The following is a 19,304-nucleotide window of genomic DNA, read 5'->3' as shown; positions in this document are numbered from 1 at the left end:
CTCCACACAAGCTCGATTTATTGAGCAAAATAACAAAGGGTATAGAGTAGACGCTTGAAAATAAAAAATCTTACAGATTGCAGAATTAAATTTTTAATACTTAAGCTCTGTCAGGCCATCGTTTTTATTAGTGCTTCTTTATCCTCCTAATTTTCTTGAGTTAAATTAGATTTATCGCCACTTAGTAAAAATAGCCACATTAGTTACACGTCATTTACTGGATAAGGACATAATTACTCGATAGCCTCTACAAATTATATAAAACTTTCATGTGCGTATATCACTACTACCTTTTGGTGATCACAGGACTTAACTTTATGTCAGCAATGTTACTCTCTTTATTGGCTTTATTTGTCAGCGGCTTTTTCATTTACATCAGCCATGGCCTTATAAATGTCTTGCTTCCATTACGCTTGAATTACGAACAGGTGAATACCGGTAACATTGGTTTAATTATGTCAATGTTTTCTGTGGGGTTGCTCTTAGGTGGAGTGTTCACGCGACGAATCATGTCACGAGTAGGACATATTCGCATGTACACCGCCTCTGCGGCCCTTGCTGCGATCAGTATTCTAGTATGCTTTCTTTGGTTCAACGAATGGGTGTGGGCAATCATGCGCATTTTGATGGGCTTTTGTATTGCTGCGACCAACATTGTCTCCGATGGGTGGCTGAGTGAACGCTCTACTTCAGAGACACGTTCGAGAATCTTGGCGACTAACCAAATTGTTGTTCTGCTATCTATGTTTTTAGGTTCATTCGTCGTCAACCTTGCTGATGTCACGCATGCAACGCTCTACATTATTGCCGGCTTACTGCTATGTGGTGGTGTGGTTCCTATTGCGATTAGTAAGGCCACGGCGCCACAGGTGGAAGATACCGTTCCTATGCCATTACTGCAGCTTGTTCGCACGTCTCCAGTCGGTGCAACTGCAGTATTAGTATGTGGCTTTATTTTAAGCTCACTATTTAGCATGTTGTCGGTATACGCGGACTCCAAAGGAATTTCAGGTATCAACCTATCACTATTGGTAGGTGCCGCCATCATCGGTGGTGTTGCACTGCAATTTCCGATTGGCTACTTTGCGGACCGATTTGAGCGCCGCAAAGTCATTTTATACACCGTTCTATTTTCAATCGTCTGCACCTTGGCCATACCAGCCATTCTGGAGTTGGACTTCTTTATCCCCGCGTTGATTTTGATCAGTATCAGCAGTGGTATTGTATCAAGCCTCTACCCCCTTGGTATTTCTGAAACCTTCGACCGCCTACAACAAAATCAAATGAGTGGTGCCATCGGAGCGATCATTATCATTTACGCGGCGGGCGGGATCATAGGGCCTTATATCATCGGTCTGATCATGGAATACATTGGCATCGACTTTTTCTTTATTGCTTTAGGGTTAATTCAATTAGCGTTTGCACTGTTTGTTATTTACCGCAGTAAAGTGCGTGAATCGATTCCTGTTGAAGAGCAAGAAGCCTTCGTTGCTCAAGGTGCGGCCATGGGTTGGGTCAGTAGCGAATTGGACCCTCGTACAGAATACGTGGACCATTCAACCCTGAGCCATGAAGTGGAAATCGCCGTCGATATTGCTCAGCTACAACCACAGTTAGCGTTGAAAATGGTCAGCATCTTAGCCCGCTCGTACCCAGAACAGATTTTAGATTTCGCTAAAGCGCTGGCCAATATCGAAGGCATAGATATCTTAGAGCTTTACCACCGATTGCTTAAATTTCACCCAAACCATAAGCATGAATTAATCGAGACAATCATTACTAATGCTTCTGGCTCAACCACCGAATTTGTCGCGCAGGTATTTGATGAGGCAGATTACGAAGACCTACCTGAACTGACAGCTATGATTACCAATGCTGACCCAGAACACAGCTTAGAAATTTTCGAAGCGGCTGCCGAGACGGTTGTTGAAGAGCATCCTGAAACCGTTATGGACATCGCTGAGGCCTATGTCACCACAGCGGCCACGAATCTTGAAGAAATGCGTTATGCCGACCGATTGGCAGAAGAAGGTGAATTAGAACAAACCATTCACAGCGTAGTGGATTATATTGCTGAAAAAACACCAGAACATGCTGAAGACATTGAATCGGTTATTCCTGAAACTTTATGGAATAAGGATGAGGAAACAGAGGAAAACAGCTCCGACCAAGAGAATGAGACTGAGAAGCCAGGGCTGGGGAAGCAATAATTTAGTCACAAAACTAGGCGGCACGGCTATAAATCAAGAAGAAAACTTGGTTGCTTAACACTACTTAGGAAATGTCATTAAGTCGGCAACATGGCGCATGTCTCGCCGACTTAATTAAGTTAAGTATACTAATGCTTCCCTAATTATATAGGGATATAACTGCGTGTTTATTTGATCACACTGAAATACCATACTGAGCTAGCAAATCTTCCATGGCGTTCATCAAGGCGATGTTTTTTGCCTCGTCTAACGCATCGGGATGAGGCTGAGCCCAAACACCAATGTCATTATCAAAATAACGTCCAGAAACGTTAGCAAATTCACCACTGGTCGCGGCACGGGTTAAGATATCTGCCCCGATACGCAAGTCCTTACCATCCGAACCATAAGCTTGCTTGACCATTTTACTGCCCAAGAAAGAAGCCGGATTAATCGCGACTAAACTAGGAGCATTGTCTGTAGGAGCACTGTCTGCCCAGCTTTTTGCCAACTGAAAAGTCCACATAGTGATGGCCAATTTGCTTTGCGCATAGGCTTCACTGTCCGACAACCTTTGCTTACCAGACAAAGCCGTCAAAGCAACAGGGGCTTGGGCAGCAGAAGACAAATTCACCACACGACTGTCATTCGTCATGATAGGTAATAAAGCTTTCGTGAGAACATAAGGCGCTAATGTGTTTACCACAAATCGTACATCCAATCCCTGTGACGTTATGCTGTCCGAAACTTTAAAAACACCAGCATTATTTATCAAAACATCCAAATGGGAATGCTCACTAACAACCTCTTTAGCTAAGGTTAAAACCTGCTGAAAATCTGACAAATCGGCCAAATAAGTACTCAGAGATGTTTGTGGATAAAGAGCAAGTATGGACGCTTTACAGGCTTCTAATTTGCTCGCACTGCGACCATGCAGCAACAAGGTGTTGCCCCCCGCAGCCAATTGTTTTGCCGTTTCAAATCCTATACCGTCAGTGGCACCTGTGATGAAAATTGTTTTACTCATGTTAAACCTCTTATTCATACTGATCCGCCTTATCAAACTCTCCAATAAAGCCGGAAGCTCATTCTGCTAAACAGCTTAATGATTTGGAATTTGAAGATAAATGACTTATAAGAGGATTCAGAATTCCGATTTTGGAGATAATCAAAAGTGGACACTAAGGCTATTAAATTATTTGTACTGGCCGCAGACACACTAAACATCAGTGCTGCTGGGCAGGAGTTAGGGCTAACGCCTTCTGTTGCGAGTGCATGGCTTGCGAAGCTTGAAAATCAAGTTGGCGCGGATTTATTCCATAGAACAACCCGCAAAGTGAGCTTATCCATCGAAGGTCAGGAGTTTTTGCCCTACGCTAAAGAGATGCTGGCTCAACAAGAGGCCGCTTTGGCCGCCTTAGGACAAGGTAAGCCAACGGTCAGTGGCACGCTTCGTTTTGCCGCCTCCAGTACTTTTGCACAAGCCTATGTTATGCCCATCTTACCGGAGTTCATTCAGCGCTATCCTGACATCCACTTGGAACTTATGCTCTCAGACAGCCAAGTCAAACTCATCGAAGGGGGTTACGATTTAGCCCTACGCAATTTGGCGGCAACAGACAGTAGCTTTATTGGCCGGCGTCTTGCCAGTGACACTCGCGTCTTGTGTGCCTCGCCAGAATACTTAGCAAAACAGGGTATCCCCTCTTCACCCGAACAACTGACAGAACACCAGTTATTGGTCTTTATGAATAGCAAAAGTCGCAAACTAAGACATATTCAGAGCCAACAGGAATACAGCTACCCACCATCAAATTGCAAACCTAAAATGGTATGTGATGATGGCACAAGTTTAAGAATTGCAGCAAAAGCCGGCTTAGGAATTTGCATGAGCTCGCTATGGAGCATCCACCATGAATTAGACTCAGGCAAATTAGTAAGAGTATTGCCAGACTATCAAATAGAAGACAATAGCGCAGTCTGGTTGGTTTACCCAAAATCCAATGTGCTAACAGCTAAAGTAAGAGTTTTCATCGATTATTTGGTTGAAAAAATTGGCACACCACCTATTTGGGAAAGACACCCAGAGCAAAAACCATAGACTAATTATATTGAAAAACAGAAAAGTGATTTATCAATTAGCCAATTTATTTGGCCATTAAAGAAAATTACACTTTCTCCATCGTCCTATAGAAGTGGTTTCAACGATTCAAAACCACTTCATGACCACTTGATACGGAGAAACTAAATGACCACTACAACACACAAAGAACAGCCTCTTGATGCATTGCATCGCGCACAGCATCTCACCTTACCGACTCGTCAAGCTATGCTGCAACGCGCTCCAGAAGTGAGTGACTTTTGGCAAAGCAACAGACAACTATTAGAGGAGGCATGGCAACTCTGGGATACCAATCCACAAACAAGAATCCACAAACCCGATACCTTTTTGCTGGACAGTAAACTTCGACACGCCGTTGAGCAAGCTTGGCAAGACCCCAGCAAAGAACAAGCAGTAAAAGACATATGGACCGAAGTATCACCAGGCGTCTTTCAAGCACAATTTTTTGATCCTGAGAAGCTTCATCTATTGCGAGATTATCTCGCTGCAGCAGCGGAGGCAGGCATACCGACTCGCCCACCTTATGGCATTGCACTCAACCGACATGGTGCTATGCTGGATGCACGTTCTGAAGGCTACTTAGCGGCACCGAGCTTTCAACACTTCTACCAGACGCTGATGAACCATTACATGCGCCCAATCGCACGTTTATTGTTCCCTAATATAGTCGGCTATGACAGCCAAACCTTTGGCTTTTCAATTCAATACCAAGCGGGCGTTGATACGTCTTTACAACCGCACTCAGACGCTAGCGCGGCAACACTAAACATTAATATGAACTTACCAGACGAGTCATTTACCGGTTCCGAAGTGGACTTTTACGATCGTCAAATCAATCAAGTGAATCGTTTTAGCTTCACACCGGGCAGTGCGATGCTGCACAAGGGCAGCGTCCCTCACGCGGCTCAACCTATCCTAAGTGGCTCACGCAGCAACATGGTGCTCTGGTTATATGGTGAGCGGATGCAAATTCCTATGGCGCATCAAGCTCAAACACTGTCACTCGACGCCGCCGAACGTTGGCAAACACCCAAAACTGTCTCGGACAAATATGCCCCTTTTTAGGGGCAACTTTCTATAAACAAATCGTAGGACATGCGCCATTCAAATTCGATTAATGCAGCCAATCTTCCCATGTTAAGCTACCTATATGCTGGAAGAGCAAATGAAGTTATCAAACATCTAAGAGATAGACTTTTTCAAAGAAAAATCCAACTAATAACTCACGCTAACCTAAACTCAGTCTTACTTTGCCATAGGTTCGAAGCACTGTTCCTCGCTATCTGATACGCCCAATCCGCTACAGCCATGGATTTCTCTTTATCGCATTCAACGTAGCTGGCAAGTTCCTCAGAGATCATATTTGCGTTGTTGGCAAGATTATTTTCTTCCCATTTGTACTTGTGCTCATAACTGGCGAGGTAATCTCGTTTACTGTTGTTGCAGGCACGATCCGCCAATACAAAGTTGTGGCCAAGGTCGAATGCGTATTTGGCGAATGGGATAAAGTGATCCACTTCGGCATGTTGGTCGAGCTTTTTACCACAGTAGAAGCATGTATTTTTCTGTATCTCTTGAAGTAGAGGCTTGGCATAGACTAAAGCCTTACGGTCTTGACCAAACAGAAATTCCGGCAAGTTGGCCTGCGCATCTACGAGGTATTGGTTGTGTTTAAAAGAAATGATCTTGTCGATCCAAGCAGCCCGTGCAAGGTAGGTGATCAGGTGATAAAACTCACGAAAATAGCCCGCGATGCCGGCATTCAGCTCAATATGACTCTGGCTTTTATCATGCGGATATAAAAAGCATTCTTCTTTTTTTGCCAAAATCTGTAAGCGCCAGAGTGGGCCATTTTTGAGTGCTGTCTTTGCAACTCTATGCACGGTTTTATAGTGTGGGCTTTTGTACAACTGATTGATGTTGTATAAACCTGTTTGCTGGATGCTCTGCACCGCCGTGATAATAGCAATTTGCTTTTGAGAATCATTGTTTTGATGCAATTGCATCGTTTGGCTAGAACCACCAAACGGTCGGGCCTGATTCCAATACAAACGAAGCATTTTGTCCGCTAAAACATCTAACTGAATTAGGAGTTTACTGTTTACGGTCACACTGGAACTTTCCACGCATACATCCGCAATCGCATGTAATAATGCATACTTGTACGTCGCGGTAAAATCACCTTCTACCAACATCCGTTGAATGTAAGCAATAAACTCGATGGCCGTTTTCATCGATAGGCTACTCTTGCTTTTCAATGATTACATTGAGCCACTGTTCGGATGATCGGCCTTCTCTCTGGTCACCGGTTACCCACATATCTTTGACGTCGAAGCCTGCCAAATACTGCCTGATCGTATGTTCGGTTTGGTCACAAAAAAAGCGCCCTTCTTTGACACGCTCTTCATCGCCATACTTGAACGACATATACATAACGCCATGCTGTTTGAGCGCCCTGAGTAAGCGTAAAATTGCATCCATGAGTTCGACTTTAGGGACATGTAATAAACTCGCACAGCACCAAATACCATCGAAAATATTGGACTCGTTGAATGTTTGAAAGGTCAGCACGTCGACGTCGAATTGCGGCTAGTCGGTTGGCCATGTAATCCAGGCTCCTAGTAAGTTATAATCCGCGCCCTCGTCGTAGTACATCGGCTAGCTCGATTAGGGTTGGAGCGGCAACAGGTTCATTGAGGGCGATTTGGCCGCCTGGCTCGTACCTTGAGCACTCGGCAGCAGAGCTCTCATCAGTACATTAGAACGCCTTCAGCCCCCCCCCCAAGAGCATCAATCAAACTAAAGTCATGCACAACTCATTCAAATAGAAATCTACTCTCACAAGATCTGGCGAGAACACAAAGCAATTACAGCTTTAAACTAGCTGAGAGGTAGAGGCAGCTAATAAGGTAAAACAAGGTATTTGAAAAGGGAAAACTAGAGAGTCTGTGACTTGTTGGTACGAACTGCAAAATTACACAAGAAATGCCTTTCAGAAAAGCCACAAGAATTTGAATTAGCAAGATATGACACGAATCAGTCACACTGTGGTCACATCAAAAAAACGAGAAAAATTTTGGTCGCAAATGCCATGTAACTTAAGGAAGATAAAAGTTATTTAATATCAGATACTTATAAAGGAATTTCTAAGTAAGAATAGATGGTGGGTGTGGAGAGGTTCGAACTCCCGACATTCGCCTTGTAAGGGCGACGCTCTCCCAACTGAGCTACACACCCATCATAGTTTTACATCTTGAGGAAAGATGGCGGAACGGACGGGACTCGAACCCGCGACCCCCTGCGTGACAGGCAGGTATTCTAACCAACTGAACTACCGCTCCATATTGTCATAAGTTGTTTAGCCACTGACTTATAAGTGGTGGGTGTGGAGAGGTTCGAACTCCCGACATTCGCCTTGTAAGGGCGACGCTCTCCCAACTGAGCTACACACCCATCATAATGATGGTACTGCTACCGACTTACTTCTCATTAAAAGTAAGTGGCGGAACGGACGGGACTCGAACCCGCGACCCCCTGCGTGACAGGCAGGTATTCTAACCAACTGAACTACCGCTCCATATTGTCATAAGTTGTTTAACCACTGACTTATAAGTGGTGGGTGTGGAGAGGTTCGAACTCCCGACATTCGCCTTGTAAGGACTAAAAAATCAAAAGAACTTTAACTTGCATCAACCAACCTTGACGAGCATTTTAACTTAATATCATTTTAAATCAATAACTTAGAAAATAAATTATTGGCTTATTTTGCGACATTAAGAAAAACCGCTCAAGCTTTGCGGCCAATTTTATAAAAAAGTGGTCACAGCACTACTCAATCATCTCAACAGAAAGAGTACTCACTGATGAGCTTCGCTCGACAACGGGCGCAGATAGTACAACATTGAATTTTTATGTCTAGCTTTGGATAACATTTTTTTAAAAAAACTTAGGTGTTTTTAATAGAAGCGAAATGAACAATGAAATTAAGCTACTAAATTGCTCAAAATCCAAACATGCAACAAAGCTTTAGCTAGTTTGACCTAACAATTACACTTATAGCTCTATTTTTAATGCGTCCCAAAAAAAGCCTAAATACAGTGGTATTTAGGCTGAAATAACAGATAGGAAACTGAATAAAACGTTTTTAAAACGTAGTACTTTTTCTAGAAAGGAACAATCGCTATGACTTGGCCATACACATTAGTGTCGTTAGCGCCTAGCTGCTTATTGTTACTCTCTTCTGGCTTATAAAAGCCAATCAGTGGGCTTATGATCAAATTAGGTGAAACCACCCATTCCGCGTACAGATCTAGTTCCTGCGCATCCATTTCACCATTATTGGTATTACTGAAGTCGAACAAAACTGCTCCTATAGAAAGCATGTCGGTCGGCGCAGCCTTCAAGGCAACCTGCTGAACGTCTGCATTAGAGTTAAACGGTCCAGCATAATTACCGGCTACTTCACCTTGGAACCAGGTACCATAGCCACGATTGAAGCCATAGAATAACGGGTCAAAGCCCTCATCAAACTGCGCAAATCGGTAGTTGATACTCGGTGACCAGCTCAGATCGGAAAAAGTCCAGCCCGCCTCCAAATACCAAGCATCGCCGTCCATGCCCCCATTTCCTTGAGCTTGAGTTACATATTCACCGGATAAAAATAGATTGTCCACGCCCGCATTGCCTTGGTAACGTAGACTCATGGTTTCTTGTCCATCACGAGCACTGCCCAACGCATCAGAGTGCACAGCATCTAAGCCTTTGATGTAAGCGGCAGCATAGGTACCTTCGGGCGTCACATACTCCGCATTAACACCTGCCAGCTCCATCTTATACTGAGCAACGTTGTCGGACTGTAGCCAGAAAACATCGGCACGAGCGCCTTCTTCGCCCCCGATACGCAGGATCGCAGTTTCATCAAATGCTTTTCGTGGCGCCAACCAATAGCTACCACCACGATTCATGCTGCCATCAAATGCATTACCAAAGTTTAGTGCATCACCGTTAATGAGAAAGCCATCACCTAGCGCGAAGTTCTGGCGGCCAAACGACAGATCCAAGCCATTCTTGCCAAGCGCAGGCAATAAATCACCCGAGCGCCAACCAACATAAGCATCCTCTAACTCGGTTTCACGTTCATTACCGATGGAGAAGCCAGCTGCATCACCATCTCCCCAAGTTCCTGAGCTGACGACATTGAAGGCGCCATAGGCACTAGCATTGCTCTCACCGGTCACCTGGCTGCCTGACAAACCGTATTTAATGTAGCCTTCTTGCCACGTTGAACTACCTGATTGTTTAGCACCTAACGTGTCATAGCTGTGGTCACTGGAGAAAACACCAAACATGGCTTCAATATCCGCATTCAGTTCTGTGCCATTTTTCTCATACAAATTGTAGGCTTGAGCAGAGGAAGCAAGTGCTGCAGCAATCATCGTGGGTAAAACTTTCTTGGTGAAAAAGGGGCTGATTTCACTCATATTATTGTCCTAATTATAAATTCGATTTGCGATATCGCTTACCTAATTCACCAGAACCATATTGCAAGGGCATGGCGTATTTAAGTAAGCATCTTTCTAATAAAGTGATTCTTCTTTGTAATCACTCATCGACCTTATCACTCTGTCCCCGCAGATTAACTGCCCCTTTAGGGACATTTTCGTCATCACTTTGTACTGAGTTTTCAAACAACAAGAATTATAATCGAAGCATTTTAGGTGAATATTTAGTTGGGGAAATTCCGAACAAAAAGTAAGCATATTTGCATTAAGAAGATGGTTAAATTGCCATCTTCTTATACATTGTCAGTTAGATCACCGTTTATTTCTTATCCAGAAACTGTCTCGACTGACGAACCGCTCTCGCAATCAAATCACCAGATAACTCTCTTGCAGTTTCAGTTTCTTGCCGGCTACGAATCCATCCCAAGTAAGTGAAACCTCGTAATGTTAAGAAGAGATCAAGCTGTTCAATTTGCTCATCTGATAAGTCACGCTTCGAACGATATCCCTCTATGATTGCATCTTCCATTACCTCGTAATGGGGTTCCGTCTGCATAAAATACAAAGCTGTCGCAATTTCAAACATATGCCAGCCAAATCCGGCATCATCAAAATCAATGGGACGAACGATGTCGCCTTCCATCATAATATTATTTGGATCAAAGTCCGCATGAATCAAACTGTAATTCGCTGGCGAGGTGTCTAGTTTGTTTAATAGCTCAATAGCTTTAGCACGAGCCTCTTCTAGCAAAGACTTTTGCTCTTCAGTCAGCAATTCTAGCTCCCAGAAACGCCCCCAGAATGGCTCTTCTCCTACTAATCCTTCTAGATCCCAAGCATGACGTTTGAACCCTTCGGGCAACTCCCAACTAGATGAGTGGTTATGCAGTTGTGCCGCAATCTCCCCGATGGTGTAGTAAATCTTGTAGCACTGCTCTGCAGTTGCCATAGCATCGCTATCTGCTGCCAGTGATGCGCCATCTACCCAAGCAAACAAATCAATGTAAACATCTTCTCCTGTCTCAGGGATGATGACTTTAGTCATCAGTTCCCCAGAGGTGTTGCGAATCACTTCCGGAGTTGCGACACCAAATTGTGATAAGGCATCCATCCATTGCAATTCTGAAAGCAATGACGCGTAGTCATGGTAACCAGGGCGATGAATGCGCAAAGCAAAGAGTTCGCCATTAACACCAGTCAGTTTATACACCGCATTTTCACGATATTTAATAAGATCAAGCTGTGCACCATTCAATTCCCAGAATGGTAAAGCATTCTCTGCTGCTTGAGTTAATTGCTGGAGACGAGTATCCATAGCTGTTGTCATTTTATTGCTCCTTAGAAATATCAGTAAATGCTTTTTCTAGTGCTTGCAATAAGATGTCTGCATGCTCTGGTTGAAACGGCATCGGTGGGCGGATTTTCAAGACGGAATTGAACGGACCAATAGTACTAATAAGAACGCCTTGATCACGCATATGGTTAACGATCTGTTTGGCTTGAACTTTGGCAGGGACTTTGGATTCATGATCCACAACCAACTCGACACCAAAAAACATTCCCCGACTACGTACTTCACCAATTAAAGGGAATTTTTCTTGCAATGCTTTCAGGCCATCCGTCACATACTGTCCAGTTGTGATCGCATTTTGCAAAAGATTCTCTTGCTCAAGTGCGTCTAAAACAGCATTACCTACGGCACAGGCAACAGGTGTTCCTGCAAAGGTGTTGAAATACATCGCATGCTTGGTAAACGCATTCACATTATCGAGGCTTGTAACAAGTCCAGCTAATGGGAAACCATTCCCCATCGGTTTCCCCAACGTAACGATATCTGGAACGACGTCGTACCATTGGTGAGCCCACATATGTTCGCCAGTGCGTCCAAAACCTGCTTGCACCTCGTCAAAAATCACCACACCACCAGCAGAACGAACCAGAGCCACCATGTCTTCCATAAAACCATCAGGAAGATTTAAAAGTCCTTCGTTGGCAAAGTCAGGGCAAACTAGGATACCAGCAAAGCCGATCCCATCCTCGTTGAAAGCATTAATTGCATCTTGAATTTTTTGTAAATAATGGTCTTTAAGCTGCTCAGGTGAGACATTTTCCTGACCACGATAGGTATCTGGAATTGGGAAAGAACGAACGCGCTTAGTGGTTAATGCTTCAGGCATAAAACCCGATCCAAGCTCACAGACGGCTTCAGTATTACCATGATAAGCGGCATCAGTCCCGATAATACCTTGAGCATTCGTAAGGAAACGAGCCATGCGTAAAGCTTGCTCATTTGCTTCACTACCAGAACACATGATCATCGCAGCGTCTAAAGGTTCAGCAAAAGTACTCGTTAACCGCTCAACGTACTTAACAATATTTTCATGCAAATAACGGGTATGAATGTTTAGTGTCGTCACTTGCTGAGTTAGAGCATCCGTTACTATTGGATTACAGTGCCCTACATGAGGAACATTGTTATAACAGTCTAAGTATTGTTTACCATCGGCATCGTATAACCAGACCCCTTCGCCTCGTGCCAGGTGAATAGGCTCATCATAAAATAGTGGTGAGTGTTTACCGATTGCTTGGAAACGGCGTTGTAATAGCGTGCTTTCAGACATTGTTATCCTTACCAAAACAGTCAATTTGAATTAATATGTTAACTAATCAACCAATCCAGCAACATCAACCATATGGTTGAGGCAGCTCGGCCACCAACGATAAGGAGAACCTGTTTGCCTTCGCAGCAATTTCCGGCGATGTTTCAAGCCAAAAGCCTTGAGTTAATACACAAGCTTATAGAGATCAAAAGCTCCGTCTTTTTCCTTGTCAATCCGGAGATGAGACATCTTGGCGCTTTTATATTTAATGCTCCGTCTGAAATTGAAAAAGCCTACACGCAAACTTTTTACGCTCTAGATCCGCTGAACCCGAGCCAGTTTCACCACAGTGATACTAAAATGGCAACGATTGACTCAGTCATCCCTGAGCAACAACTTTTACAAAGTCGCTACTATCAAGAGTTCATGCAACCATTTCAGCACCGCTTTGTCCTGGACATTTTTTTTCGTAACACTCGAGGACAAATCATTGCCTTGATCAGTTTGTTAAGAACGGAGTCTCAAGGAGATTTCAGTCAGCAAGAGCAAGCGTTATTACAGTCTGTACATGGCTTTATGGAATACAGCCTAAACAGTGTGTACCTGCCAAAGCGGGATACTGAGCGAGCCCACCTACAGCAGCATTATGCCTTTACTGAACGGGAGCTGGATGTGGTTGAATGGCTGATTGCAGGAGCAAGCAATAAAGAGATCGTACGACGAATTGACATGGGAATGGCGACTCTAAAGACCCACCTTAACCACATTTATCGCAAAGCAGAGGTACAATCCAGAACGGAACTGGTGGCCAAATTAATGAGTAATATTTAGATCTCCCAAGGAACCATAAATTATTAAAGTCCTGAAATATCATTAGTTGTATGTGACAAATTATTACACTCCCAGTGTGGAGTTACCTATTAAAAAAAACCCCATACATTGCTGTATAGGGCTTCTCATAATCAGGTTTGACTGAATCTATTACAAACGGCTCGTACCATACACAAACTCGCCTGATTCCTGTGACGCTTGCGGTGCTGGTACCGCGTCACCCGTTTGCGGTGAGATGGGGAAAATCGCATTGATTTGTCCTGTACCAGAGCTACCGAAGTAAGGCGTAATCACCTCAACTTTTTGATCGTAGTCTGACCAGCCAAGGGCACCGAGCAACATTGCTGTATCATGCATAAAGCCTTCACCATGACCTTTGGCCGCGTACTCAGGTAACATGCCACAGAATTTTTCCCACTCACCTTTTTCCCACATATCCACGACGCGATGATCAAGATCTTCTAGGAATGGGCTCCACACCTTGTCAGAGAAATCCGGTGCTTGTCCATTTTGGGCAAAGCGGTGAGACAAAGACCCACTGGCTAGGATCGCCACAGTGCCATCGTAGTGTTTTTCAATCGCTTCTCGCAGTGCCCACCCTAAACGCGCCGAATCATTCAAATAATGCACGGTTAACAATGCTGAGACAGAGATGCACTTAAAGTGGTTATCTTCGTTCATATAACGCATCGGCACCAACGCCCCGTACTCCGGCGCCAAGGTCGTCGCATCGTGGGCCATTGTTTCGACGCCCTGCTCATTACATACTTGGGCAATAATGCGTCCTAATTCAGGATTGCCATCCAAGCTGTACGGCATGTTATTGATAAAGTGTGGCAGTTCATTACTGGTGTAAACCCCTTCCCAATGGGGTGCACAGTTAATGTGGTAACCGGCATTAACCAGCCAATGTGTATCAAACACCACGATGGTATCCACCCCTAACTCACGACAACGACGCGAGATTTCATGATGCCCGTCAATGGCCGCCTGACGGCAGCCTTTCTTTGGGCCATCAAGCTCGGATAAGTACATTGATGGTACGTGGGTAATTTTTGCAGCTAACGCTAACTTGCCCATGGAAGCTCTCCGGTAAAACAGTTATCTGTATAAAATTTCAGGTAAAAACAAAGCAATTGAACTTACAAATAAAATCAATGCTAAACGAATCATATCTGCGCACCAGAACGGCACGATTCCTTTAAAAATTGTGCCGGCTTTGACGTCATCCAATACCGCACTCAACACAAACACATTCATCCCAACAGGCGGTGTGATCAAACTGATTTCAGTCACCACGACCACTAAAATGCCAAACCACACCAAGTCAAAGCCCAAGCTCTGCACCAGCGGATAAAAAATCGGTACGGTCAATAGAATCATCGACAAGCTTTCGAACACCATGCCCAACACTAAGTAAATCGCAACAATAATCAGCATGATGCCCATCGGCGATAATTCAAAGCTTTGCACAAAAGCTAATAGCTCAGCAGGCAATCCAGCCAAGGTAATAAAGTCTGAGAAAATTAACGCCCCGATCAACACGGTAAATAGCATGGCAGAGGTGCGCCCTGTATCAATCAAAGCATGGAATAATGCATCTAGGTTGAGTGACTTACGTAGTAAGGCAATGACAAATGCACCGCCTGCACCGACCCCAGCCGCTTCAGAAGGTGTAAAAATACCGAGATAAATACCACCCATGACAATAGCAAATAACAGCAGTACTCCCCAGACATTACGCAGCGACAGCAAACGCTCAGACCATGGCATCGGGTCACCAGCAGGGCCTGCTTCAGGATGACGCCAAACCACATAACGAGTCGCTAATAAATATAAGCCAATGCCTAACATACCGGGCAGAAACCCTGCCGCAAACAGTTCGCGAATACTAGTCTCCGTCAAAATGCCATACATTAATAAAATAACACTTGGCGGTATTAAAATGCCTAAGGTTGAGCCTGCAGCAATGGACGCACTGGCCAGCTCATTTGAGTAACCGTATTTTTTCATCGGTGGCATCGCCACTTTCGCCATGGTTGCCGAGGTCGCAAGGCTGGAACCACAAATGGCAGAGAATCCTCCACACGCAACAATGGTTGCCATGGAAAGACCGCCTTTACGATGACCTAAGAAGGCATGGGAAGCCCGATATAAGTCACCAGATAAATTCGCTTTGGTGACAAAGTTACCCATCAAGATAAACAGTGGAATCACCGACAAGCCGTATTCTTGCGCTGTATCGATAATACGATTTGAAGCAAGAGAGATCGGACCTCGCCAGCTAAATTCAAACACGTTTTCAAACGTCAACCCCTGCAGCGTTGCAAACCCTACAATGCCAACGGCCCCCATCGCAAAACCAATGGGCACTCTAAACACTAAAATCAGGCTTAATAAGATAAGAAAGCCAATAAACGATTCAAACATATCAATACTCGCTACAGATCTTTCTTAATGAGTTTACGAAGCGCCACAATGATCAACACAGCTGCGGACAAATACATCATGATGCTAATAAATTGGATGAAGTACGCGACCGGAATCTGCAAGAACTCCGTGAATACGCCTCGTCGCAATGAACGCTCAGCCATAAACCAAATTCGATCAGCGAGATAATAAAATCCGACTGCCACTATCAAATGGCTGACGACACCTGATAAGCGCAGAAATATACTGGGCAATAACCGATCAAGAATGTCTACCACCACATGGGTGCTAGCAATCGTCACCACTGGAATTTGGCAAAAGATGATAATCCCTAGCGCCAATTCCGTAAGCTCGGTGGTCCCGTTGATGGAGTTGTTAAACACATAGCGACCGATGACATCGCCACAAGTGAGTAACATAAGAGCCATTAGAAATAGAGACGATATCACCTCTAGGGTAAAGGTTAACCATTTGGCTAACCCAAACCCACCATGGTGCTTATCGACGAGTCGAGTCAGCAACATGATTAAGCTCCGTGATTATTAGCGTATTCTTGAGCTTGGGAGCGAAGGTAATCCAATGCTTCTTGGCCGTTGTAACCTTTTTCATTCGCCATTTTCACCCAATGTTCAGGCACATTTTTAAGACGTGATTCAAACTGATCGGCTAACGCATCCCCTTCTTTTAACTCTTTCACTGCTACGCCATTGTCACGTGCAGAGGCCACGCCGGATGCATCGCTCGCATCCCATGCTTTACCCGCTTGGATCGACAGTACTTCACCAGAAAGGGCATTGATTGCGGCTTGATCTTCTGCTGAAAGCTCTTCAAATACGTAGGGATCCATGAACATGGAGAAACTGCCCATGTAGAGGCCTTGAGGAAGAATGGTTAAATAATCGGTTACTTCTGAAAGGCGCAGTACGCGCTGCTCTACAGCAGGTAAAAATGCACCATCGATAACGCCTTGCTGCATCATTTCGTAGACTTTTGGTGCGGGTGCTCCAACAGGTGTGACATGAAACTCTTCCGCGATGATGCTTTGCACGCCACCACCGATACGGATTTTCATATTCTCAAGATCTGCAACGTCCTTTACTTCAAACTTAGAATGAATCTGGCCCGGACCATGAGTAAACAAAGCCAGCAGTTTTAAACCATCAAACTCGCCGGATTGATCAAAATACTTGTCGTAGGTTTTCCATAGTGCGTAGGAAGCGGCCTCTGCATTGGTCCCTAAACCAGGCTGTTCGACCACTTGCGGCAGTTCAAAGCGTCCAGGAACATAGCCATGGTAGCTGTAGCTGGCTTCAACAATGCCATCTTCTACAAGGTTCCACATGGTTTTAGGATGACCAAGGCCATAGACAATCTCAACATCAACACGACCATCGGTCGCTTCATTGATTGCTTTTCCCCAGGCAGGGATCACCACCTCGTTCATTGGGTTGGTCGGTGGTAGCCAGCTTGCTACACGAATCGTCTGCGCTGAAGCGATTGTTGATCCTAGAATGGTGGCACCCAGAATGATTGAACTAATTTTAGTCTGCATTACGATTTCCTCTTTTTATATTTATTTAAATGGCTTTAGAAAATTCGCTTGTTTGGTTCACTTACTTAAAAAGTGGGTGAATATTGTTTTGGTTGTATTTCAACTCAGGGTCTAATTCTGTTAGCTCGAATGAAATCTGAACATAATGCTCATCCGTGACGGGCTTCATCCAGTCACTCAAAATGGCAAATACGTTTTTCGCCACTTCTCTCTTCAACGCCATATCACGACCATGACCGATTTTTAGGTTCAGGTTTAACAGCGCGAAATCCTCTCGCCCATCGGCCACACGAAAATGATCCACTTTGATCGCACGGCTGCGCACACCACCAATTGGGAATTGGCCCGTACCAATGACGTACTCATGCAGGCGCTTAAACAGCGGCTGAAAATCTAACTTGTCTTCAAGATTTGCAGAGTACTCGACAATAAAATGCGGCATTTCTTATCCTTTCAGGGTAAAAATGGAGCTGACTTAGCCAGCTCCATTGATCATCAAATAGGCTTAAACGCCCCACTTAGGAATGTGATGAGAACCTAAGCTGACACATACGTTTTTCGGTTCACAGAACACTTCAAAACTGTAATCGCCACCCTCGCGGCCAGTACCAGAGGCTTTAACACCACCAAATGGCGTACGCAGATCACGAACGTTCTGCGAGTTCACAAACATCATGCCCGCTTCTACTTTCTGAGCGATGCGATGCACTTTGCTCACGTCTTGCGTCCATAGGTAAGACGCTAGGCCGTAATCGTTGTCGTTCGCCATTGCGACTACATCGTCTTCATCTTCAAATGGAATTAACACGGCAACAGGGCCAAAGATTTCTTCTTGTGCAATGCGCATGTCATTGGTGACATCACGGAATACGGTAGGACGAACAAAGTGACCACCTTTAAGGTGATCTGGCAATTCGTCAACTGGCTTCTCTGGACCACCAGCAATCAGCGTTGCGCCTTCTTCGATACCAATGCGGATGTAGCCTGTTACTTTGTCGAAGTGTTGTTGGCTGATCAGTGAACCAACTTTGGTGTCTAGATCTGTAGGATCGCCGACTTTGATTTTGTTGGCACGTTCAGCAAATTCGGTAGCGAACTTGTCATATATACTCTTCTGCACAAAGATACGAGAACCTGCAGTACAACGTTCACCATTGATAGAGAAGATGCCAAATACCGCTGCATCCAATGCACGCTCGTAGTCACAATCATCGAAGATCATCACTGGCGACTTGCCACCTAGCTCCATAGAGAATTTTTTCAGACCAGCGTTGGCGATGATGTGTTTCCCCGTTGCAGTACCGCCCGTAAAGGAAATCGCATCCACGTCGTCATTAGTGATGATGGCGTTACCTGTCGTCGCACCAAAGCCGTGAACGATGTTGAATACGCCTGGCGGGATGCCTGCTTCAATGGTCAGACGACCAAGGAAATCTGTCGTCAAAGGAGACAACTCAGACTGTTTCATTACCACCGTGTTACCCAGTGCTAGTGCCGGAGCTGTTTTCCATGTACCGGTCATAAACGGTACGTTCCAAGGCGAAATCAGAGCACACACACCCGTAGGTTGGTAAAGTGTGTAGTTCAGCATTTGGTCATCAACAGGGTAAGTATGACCATTCATTTGCTTCGCTTTTTCGGCAAAGAAGTAAAAGTTATTCGATGAACGCGGAATCAATGCATTCAGTGTTTGGTACAACGGAAGACCCGTATCAGCCGTTTCAAGACGTGCAATCTCTTCCACGTTTTCAGCGATTAAATCACCCAATTTTTCGATGATTTTAGAACGTTTTGCAATCGGCATACTCGACCAAGCTGGAAAAGCAGCTTTGGCAGCTTGTACTGCCTGCGCAACCTGTTCGTCAGACGCATGAGCCACTTCAGCAAGCAGTTCTCCAGTCGCTGGGTTAAAGGTTTGGAACGTCTTTTCGCTTTCAACCCATTCGCCATTAATTAAGTTCTTGATCATTTTCACCTGCTCTCCTATGAAGCATTTATATGTGACGGAAAGGCAAAAACCCTTTCAATTGATTAACATGTTAAGTAAATTAATACTGAGATTTGGATCTGTCAAGGACT

16 protein-coding genes and 4 tRNA genes are annotated in these 19,304 nt (G+C 44.6%); 4 read left to right on the top strand and 16 right to left on the bottom strand.

Annotation, left to right across the window (positions count from 1 at the left end; translation table 11 throughout):
* Positions 1 to 317: 317 nt before the first annotated feature.
* Positions 318 to 2,210: an MFS transporter gene (locus ACXAC1_RS15830; RefSeq protein ID WP_475062702.1), complete on the top strand. Its 1,893-nt coding sequence runs from the start codon at positions 318 to 320 to the stop codon at positions 2,208 to 2,210.
* A gap of 175 nt (positions 2,211 to 2,385) precedes the next feature.
* On the opposite strand, the gene ACXAC1_RS15825 is transcribed toward ACXAC1_RS15830, so the two are convergent.
* Positions 2,386 to 3,216, bottom strand: coding sequence for an SDR family NAD(P)-dependent oxidoreductase (locus ACXAC1_RS15825; protein ID WP_475062700.1), 831 nt, complete (start codon positions 3,214 to 3,216; stop codon positions 2,386 to 2,388).
* 147 nt (positions 3,217 to 3,363) lie between these two features.
* On the opposite strand from ACXAC1_RS15825, the gene ACXAC1_RS15820 reads away from it, so the two are divergent.
* Positions 3,364 to 4,290, top strand: a complete 927-nt coding sequence (locus ACXAC1_RS15820; RefSeq protein WP_475062698.1) for a LysR family transcriptional regulator — start codon at positions 3,364 to 3,366, stop codon at positions 4,288 to 4,290.
* Positions 4,291 to 4,437: 147 nt separating this feature from the next.
* Positions 4,438 to 5,376 (top strand): 2OG-Fe(II) oxygenase family protein, encoded by a 939-nt coding sequence (locus tag ACXAC1_RS15815; RefSeq protein WP_475062696.1) that lies wholly within the window; start codon positions 4,438 to 4,440, stop codon positions 5,374 to 5,376.
* Positions 5,377 to 5,534: 158 nt separating this feature from the next.
* Here ACXAC1_RS15815 and ACXAC1_RS15810 read toward each other — a convergent pair whose 3' ends face one another.
* The 9 genes from ACXAC1_RS15810 to ACXAC1_RS15770 all read right to left on the bottom strand — a co-directional run bounded on the left by ACXAC1_RS15810 (position 5,535) and on the right by ACXAC1_RS15770 (position 12,433).
* Positions 5,535 to 6,545 (bottom strand): HNH endonuclease, encoded by a 1,011-nt coding sequence (locus ACXAC1_RS15810; RefSeq protein WP_475062694.1) that lies wholly within the window; start codon positions 6,543 to 6,545, stop codon positions 5,535 to 5,537.
* 7 nt (positions 6,546 to 6,552) lie between these two features.
* Positions 6,553 to 6,792 carry a hypothetical protein gene (locus ACXAC1_RS15805; protein WP_475062692.1) on the bottom strand — a complete coding sequence of 80 codons (240 nt, stop codon included), beginning with the start codon at positions 6,790 to 6,792 and terminating at the stop codon, positions 6,553 to 6,555.
* A gap of 680 nt (positions 6,793 to 7,472) precedes the next feature.
* Positions 7,473 to 7,548: transfer RNA gene (locus tag ACXAC1_RS15800), tRNA-Val, on the bottom strand.
* Positions 7,549 to 7,575: 27 nt separating this feature from the next.
* Positions 7,576 to 7,652, bottom strand: a tRNA-Asp gene (locus ACXAC1_RS15795).
* Positions 7,653 to 7,688: 36 nt separating this feature from the next.
* Positions 7,689 to 7,764 (bottom strand) — tRNA-Val (locus ACXAC1_RS15790).
* Positions 7,765 to 7,811: 47 nt separating this feature from the next.
* Positions 7,812 to 7,888, bottom strand: a tRNA-Asp gene (locus tag ACXAC1_RS15785).
* 586 nt (positions 7,889 to 8,474) lie between these two features.
* On the bottom strand, positions 8,475 to 9,791 hold the full coding sequence (locus ACXAC1_RS15780; RefSeq protein WP_475062690.1) for an alginate export family protein: 1,317 nt from the start codon (positions 9,789 to 9,791) through the stop codon (positions 8,475 to 8,477).
* Between the two features lie 340 nt (positions 9,792 to 10,131).
* The gene (locus ACXAC1_RS15775; RefSeq protein WP_475062689.1) at positions 10,132 to 11,139 is read right to left on the bottom strand and encodes a phosphotransferase enzyme family protein; all 1,008 of its coding nucleotides are present in this window, start codon (positions 11,137 to 11,139) and stop codon (positions 10,132 to 10,134) included.
* Between the two features lies 1 nt (position 11,140).
* The gene (locus tag ACXAC1_RS15770; protein ID WP_475062688.1) at positions 11,141 to 12,433 is read right to left on the bottom strand and encodes an aspartate aminotransferase family protein; all 1,293 of its coding nucleotides are present in this window, start codon (positions 12,431 to 12,433) and stop codon (positions 11,141 to 11,143) included.
* 114 nt (positions 12,434 to 12,547) lie between these two features.
* On the opposite strand from ACXAC1_RS15770, the gene ACXAC1_RS15765 reads away from it, so the two are divergent.
* On the top strand, positions 12,548 to 13,243 hold the full coding sequence (locus ACXAC1_RS15765) for a response regulator transcription factor (RefSeq protein WP_475062686.1): 696 nt from the start codon (positions 12,548 to 12,550) through the stop codon (positions 13,241 to 13,243).
* Positions 13,244 to 13,393: 150 nt separating this feature from the next.
* On the opposite strand, the gene hpaD is transcribed toward ACXAC1_RS15765, so the two are convergent.
* From hpaD to hpaE, 6 genes are all read right to left on the bottom strand, one after another.
* Positions 13,394 to 14,323 (bottom strand): 3,4-dihydroxyphenylacetate 2,3-dioxygenase, encoded by a 930-nt coding sequence (gene hpaD, locus ACXAC1_RS15760; protein ID WP_475062684.1) that lies wholly within the window; start codon positions 14,321 to 14,323, stop codon positions 13,394 to 13,396.
* A gap of 21 nt (positions 14,324 to 14,344) precedes the next feature.
* Positions 14,345 to 15,673: a TRAP transporter large permease gene (locus ACXAC1_RS15755; protein ID WP_475062683.1), complete on the bottom strand. Its 1,329-nt coding sequence runs from the start codon at positions 15,671 to 15,673 to the stop codon at positions 14,345 to 14,347.
* A gap of 11 nt (positions 15,674 to 15,684) precedes the next feature.
* Positions 15,685 to 16,197 carry a TRAP transporter small permease gene (locus tag ACXAC1_RS15750; RefSeq protein ID WP_475062681.1) on the bottom strand — a complete coding sequence of 171 codons (513 nt, stop codon included), beginning with the start codon at positions 16,195 to 16,197 and terminating at the stop codon, positions 15,685 to 15,687.
* A 2-nt stretch (positions 16,198 to 16,199) separates the two neighbouring features.
* Positions 16,200 to 17,225, bottom strand: a complete 1,026-nt coding sequence (locus ACXAC1_RS15745; RefSeq protein WP_475062679.1) for a TRAP transporter substrate-binding protein — start codon at positions 17,223 to 17,225, stop codon at positions 16,200 to 16,202.
* Positions 17,226 to 17,286: 61 nt separating this feature from the next.
* Positions 17,287 to 17,667, bottom strand: a complete 381-nt coding sequence (locus ACXAC1_RS15740) for a 5-carboxymethyl-2-hydroxymuconate isomerase (protein WP_475062678.1) — start codon at positions 17,665 to 17,667, stop codon at positions 17,287 to 17,289.
* A gap of 63 nt (positions 17,668 to 17,730) precedes the next feature.
* Positions 17,731 to 19,194: a 5-carboxymethyl-2-hydroxymuconate semialdehyde dehydrogenase gene (hpaE, locus tag ACXAC1_RS15735; RefSeq protein WP_475062676.1), complete on the bottom strand. Its 1,464-nt coding sequence runs from the start codon at positions 19,192 to 19,194 to the stop codon at positions 17,731 to 17,733.
* Between the last annotated feature and the right edge of the window lie 110 nt (positions 19,195 to 19,304).

It is taken from the genome of Marinomonas sp. AWM4_232 (assembly GCF_056158325.1).
Note: the sequence above shows the minus strand (reverse complement) of the source record. Positions and strands in the feature narration are given on the sequence as shown.

What these genes read in the sequence shown, in the direction of transcription:
- ACXAC1_RS15830 (WP_475062702.1), top strand. Translation starts at nt 318, where the DNA reads ATGTCAGCAATGTTACTCTCTTTATTGGCTTTATTTGTCAGCGGCTTT.
- ACXAC1_RS15825 (WP_475062700.1), bottom strand. Translation starts at nt 3,216, where the DNA reads ATGAGTAAAACAATTTTCATCACAGGTGCCACTGACGGTATAGGATTT.
- ACXAC1_RS15815 (WP_475062696.1), top strand. Translation starts at nt 4,438, where the DNA reads ATGACCACTACAACACACAAAGAACAGCCTCTTGATGCATTGCATCGC.
- ACXAC1_RS15810 (WP_475062694.1), bottom strand. Translation starts at nt 6,545, where the DNA reads ATGAAAACGGCCATCGAGTTTATTGCTTACATTCAACGGATGTTGGTA.
- ACXAC1_RS15805 (WP_475062692.1), bottom strand. Translation starts at nt 6,792, where the DNA reads ATGGATGCAATTTTACGCTTACTCAGGGCGCTCAAACAGCATGGCGTT.
- ACXAC1_RS15780 (WP_475062690.1), bottom strand. Translation starts at nt 9,791, where the DNA reads ATGAGTGAAATCAGCCCCTTTTTCACCAAGAAAGTTTTACCCACGATG.
- ACXAC1_RS15775 (WP_475062689.1), bottom strand. Translation starts at nt 11,139, where the DNA reads ATGACAACAGCTATGGATACTCGTCTCCAGCAATTAACTCAAGCAGCA.
- ACXAC1_RS15770 (WP_475062688.1), bottom strand. Translation starts at nt 12,433, where the DNA reads ATGTCTGAAAGCACGCTATTACAACGCCGTTTCCAAGCAATCGGTAAA.
- hpaD (WP_475062684.1), bottom strand. Translation starts at nt 14,323, where the DNA reads ATGGGCAAGTTAGCGTTAGCTGCAAAAATTACCCACGTACCATCAATG.
- ACXAC1_RS15755 (WP_475062683.1), bottom strand. Translation starts at nt 15,673, where the DNA reads ATGTTTGAATCGTTTATTGGCTTTCTTATCTTATTAAGCCTGATTTTA.
- ACXAC1_RS15750 (WP_475062681.1), bottom strand. Translation starts at nt 16,197, where the DNA reads ATGTTGCTGACTCGACTCGTCGATAAGCACCATGGTGGGTTTGGGTTA.
- ACXAC1_RS15745 (WP_475062679.1), bottom strand. Translation starts at nt 17,225, where the DNA reads ATGCAGACTAAAATTAGTTCAATCATTCTGGGTGCCACCATTCTAGGA.
- ACXAC1_RS15740 (WP_475062678.1), bottom strand. Translation starts at nt 17,667, where the DNA reads ATGCCGCATTTTATTGTCGAGTACTCTGCAAATCTTGAAGACAAGTTA.
- hpaE (WP_475062676.1), bottom strand. Translation starts at nt 19,194, where the DNA reads ATGATCAAGAACTTAATTAATGGCGAATGGGTTGAAAGCGAAAAGACG.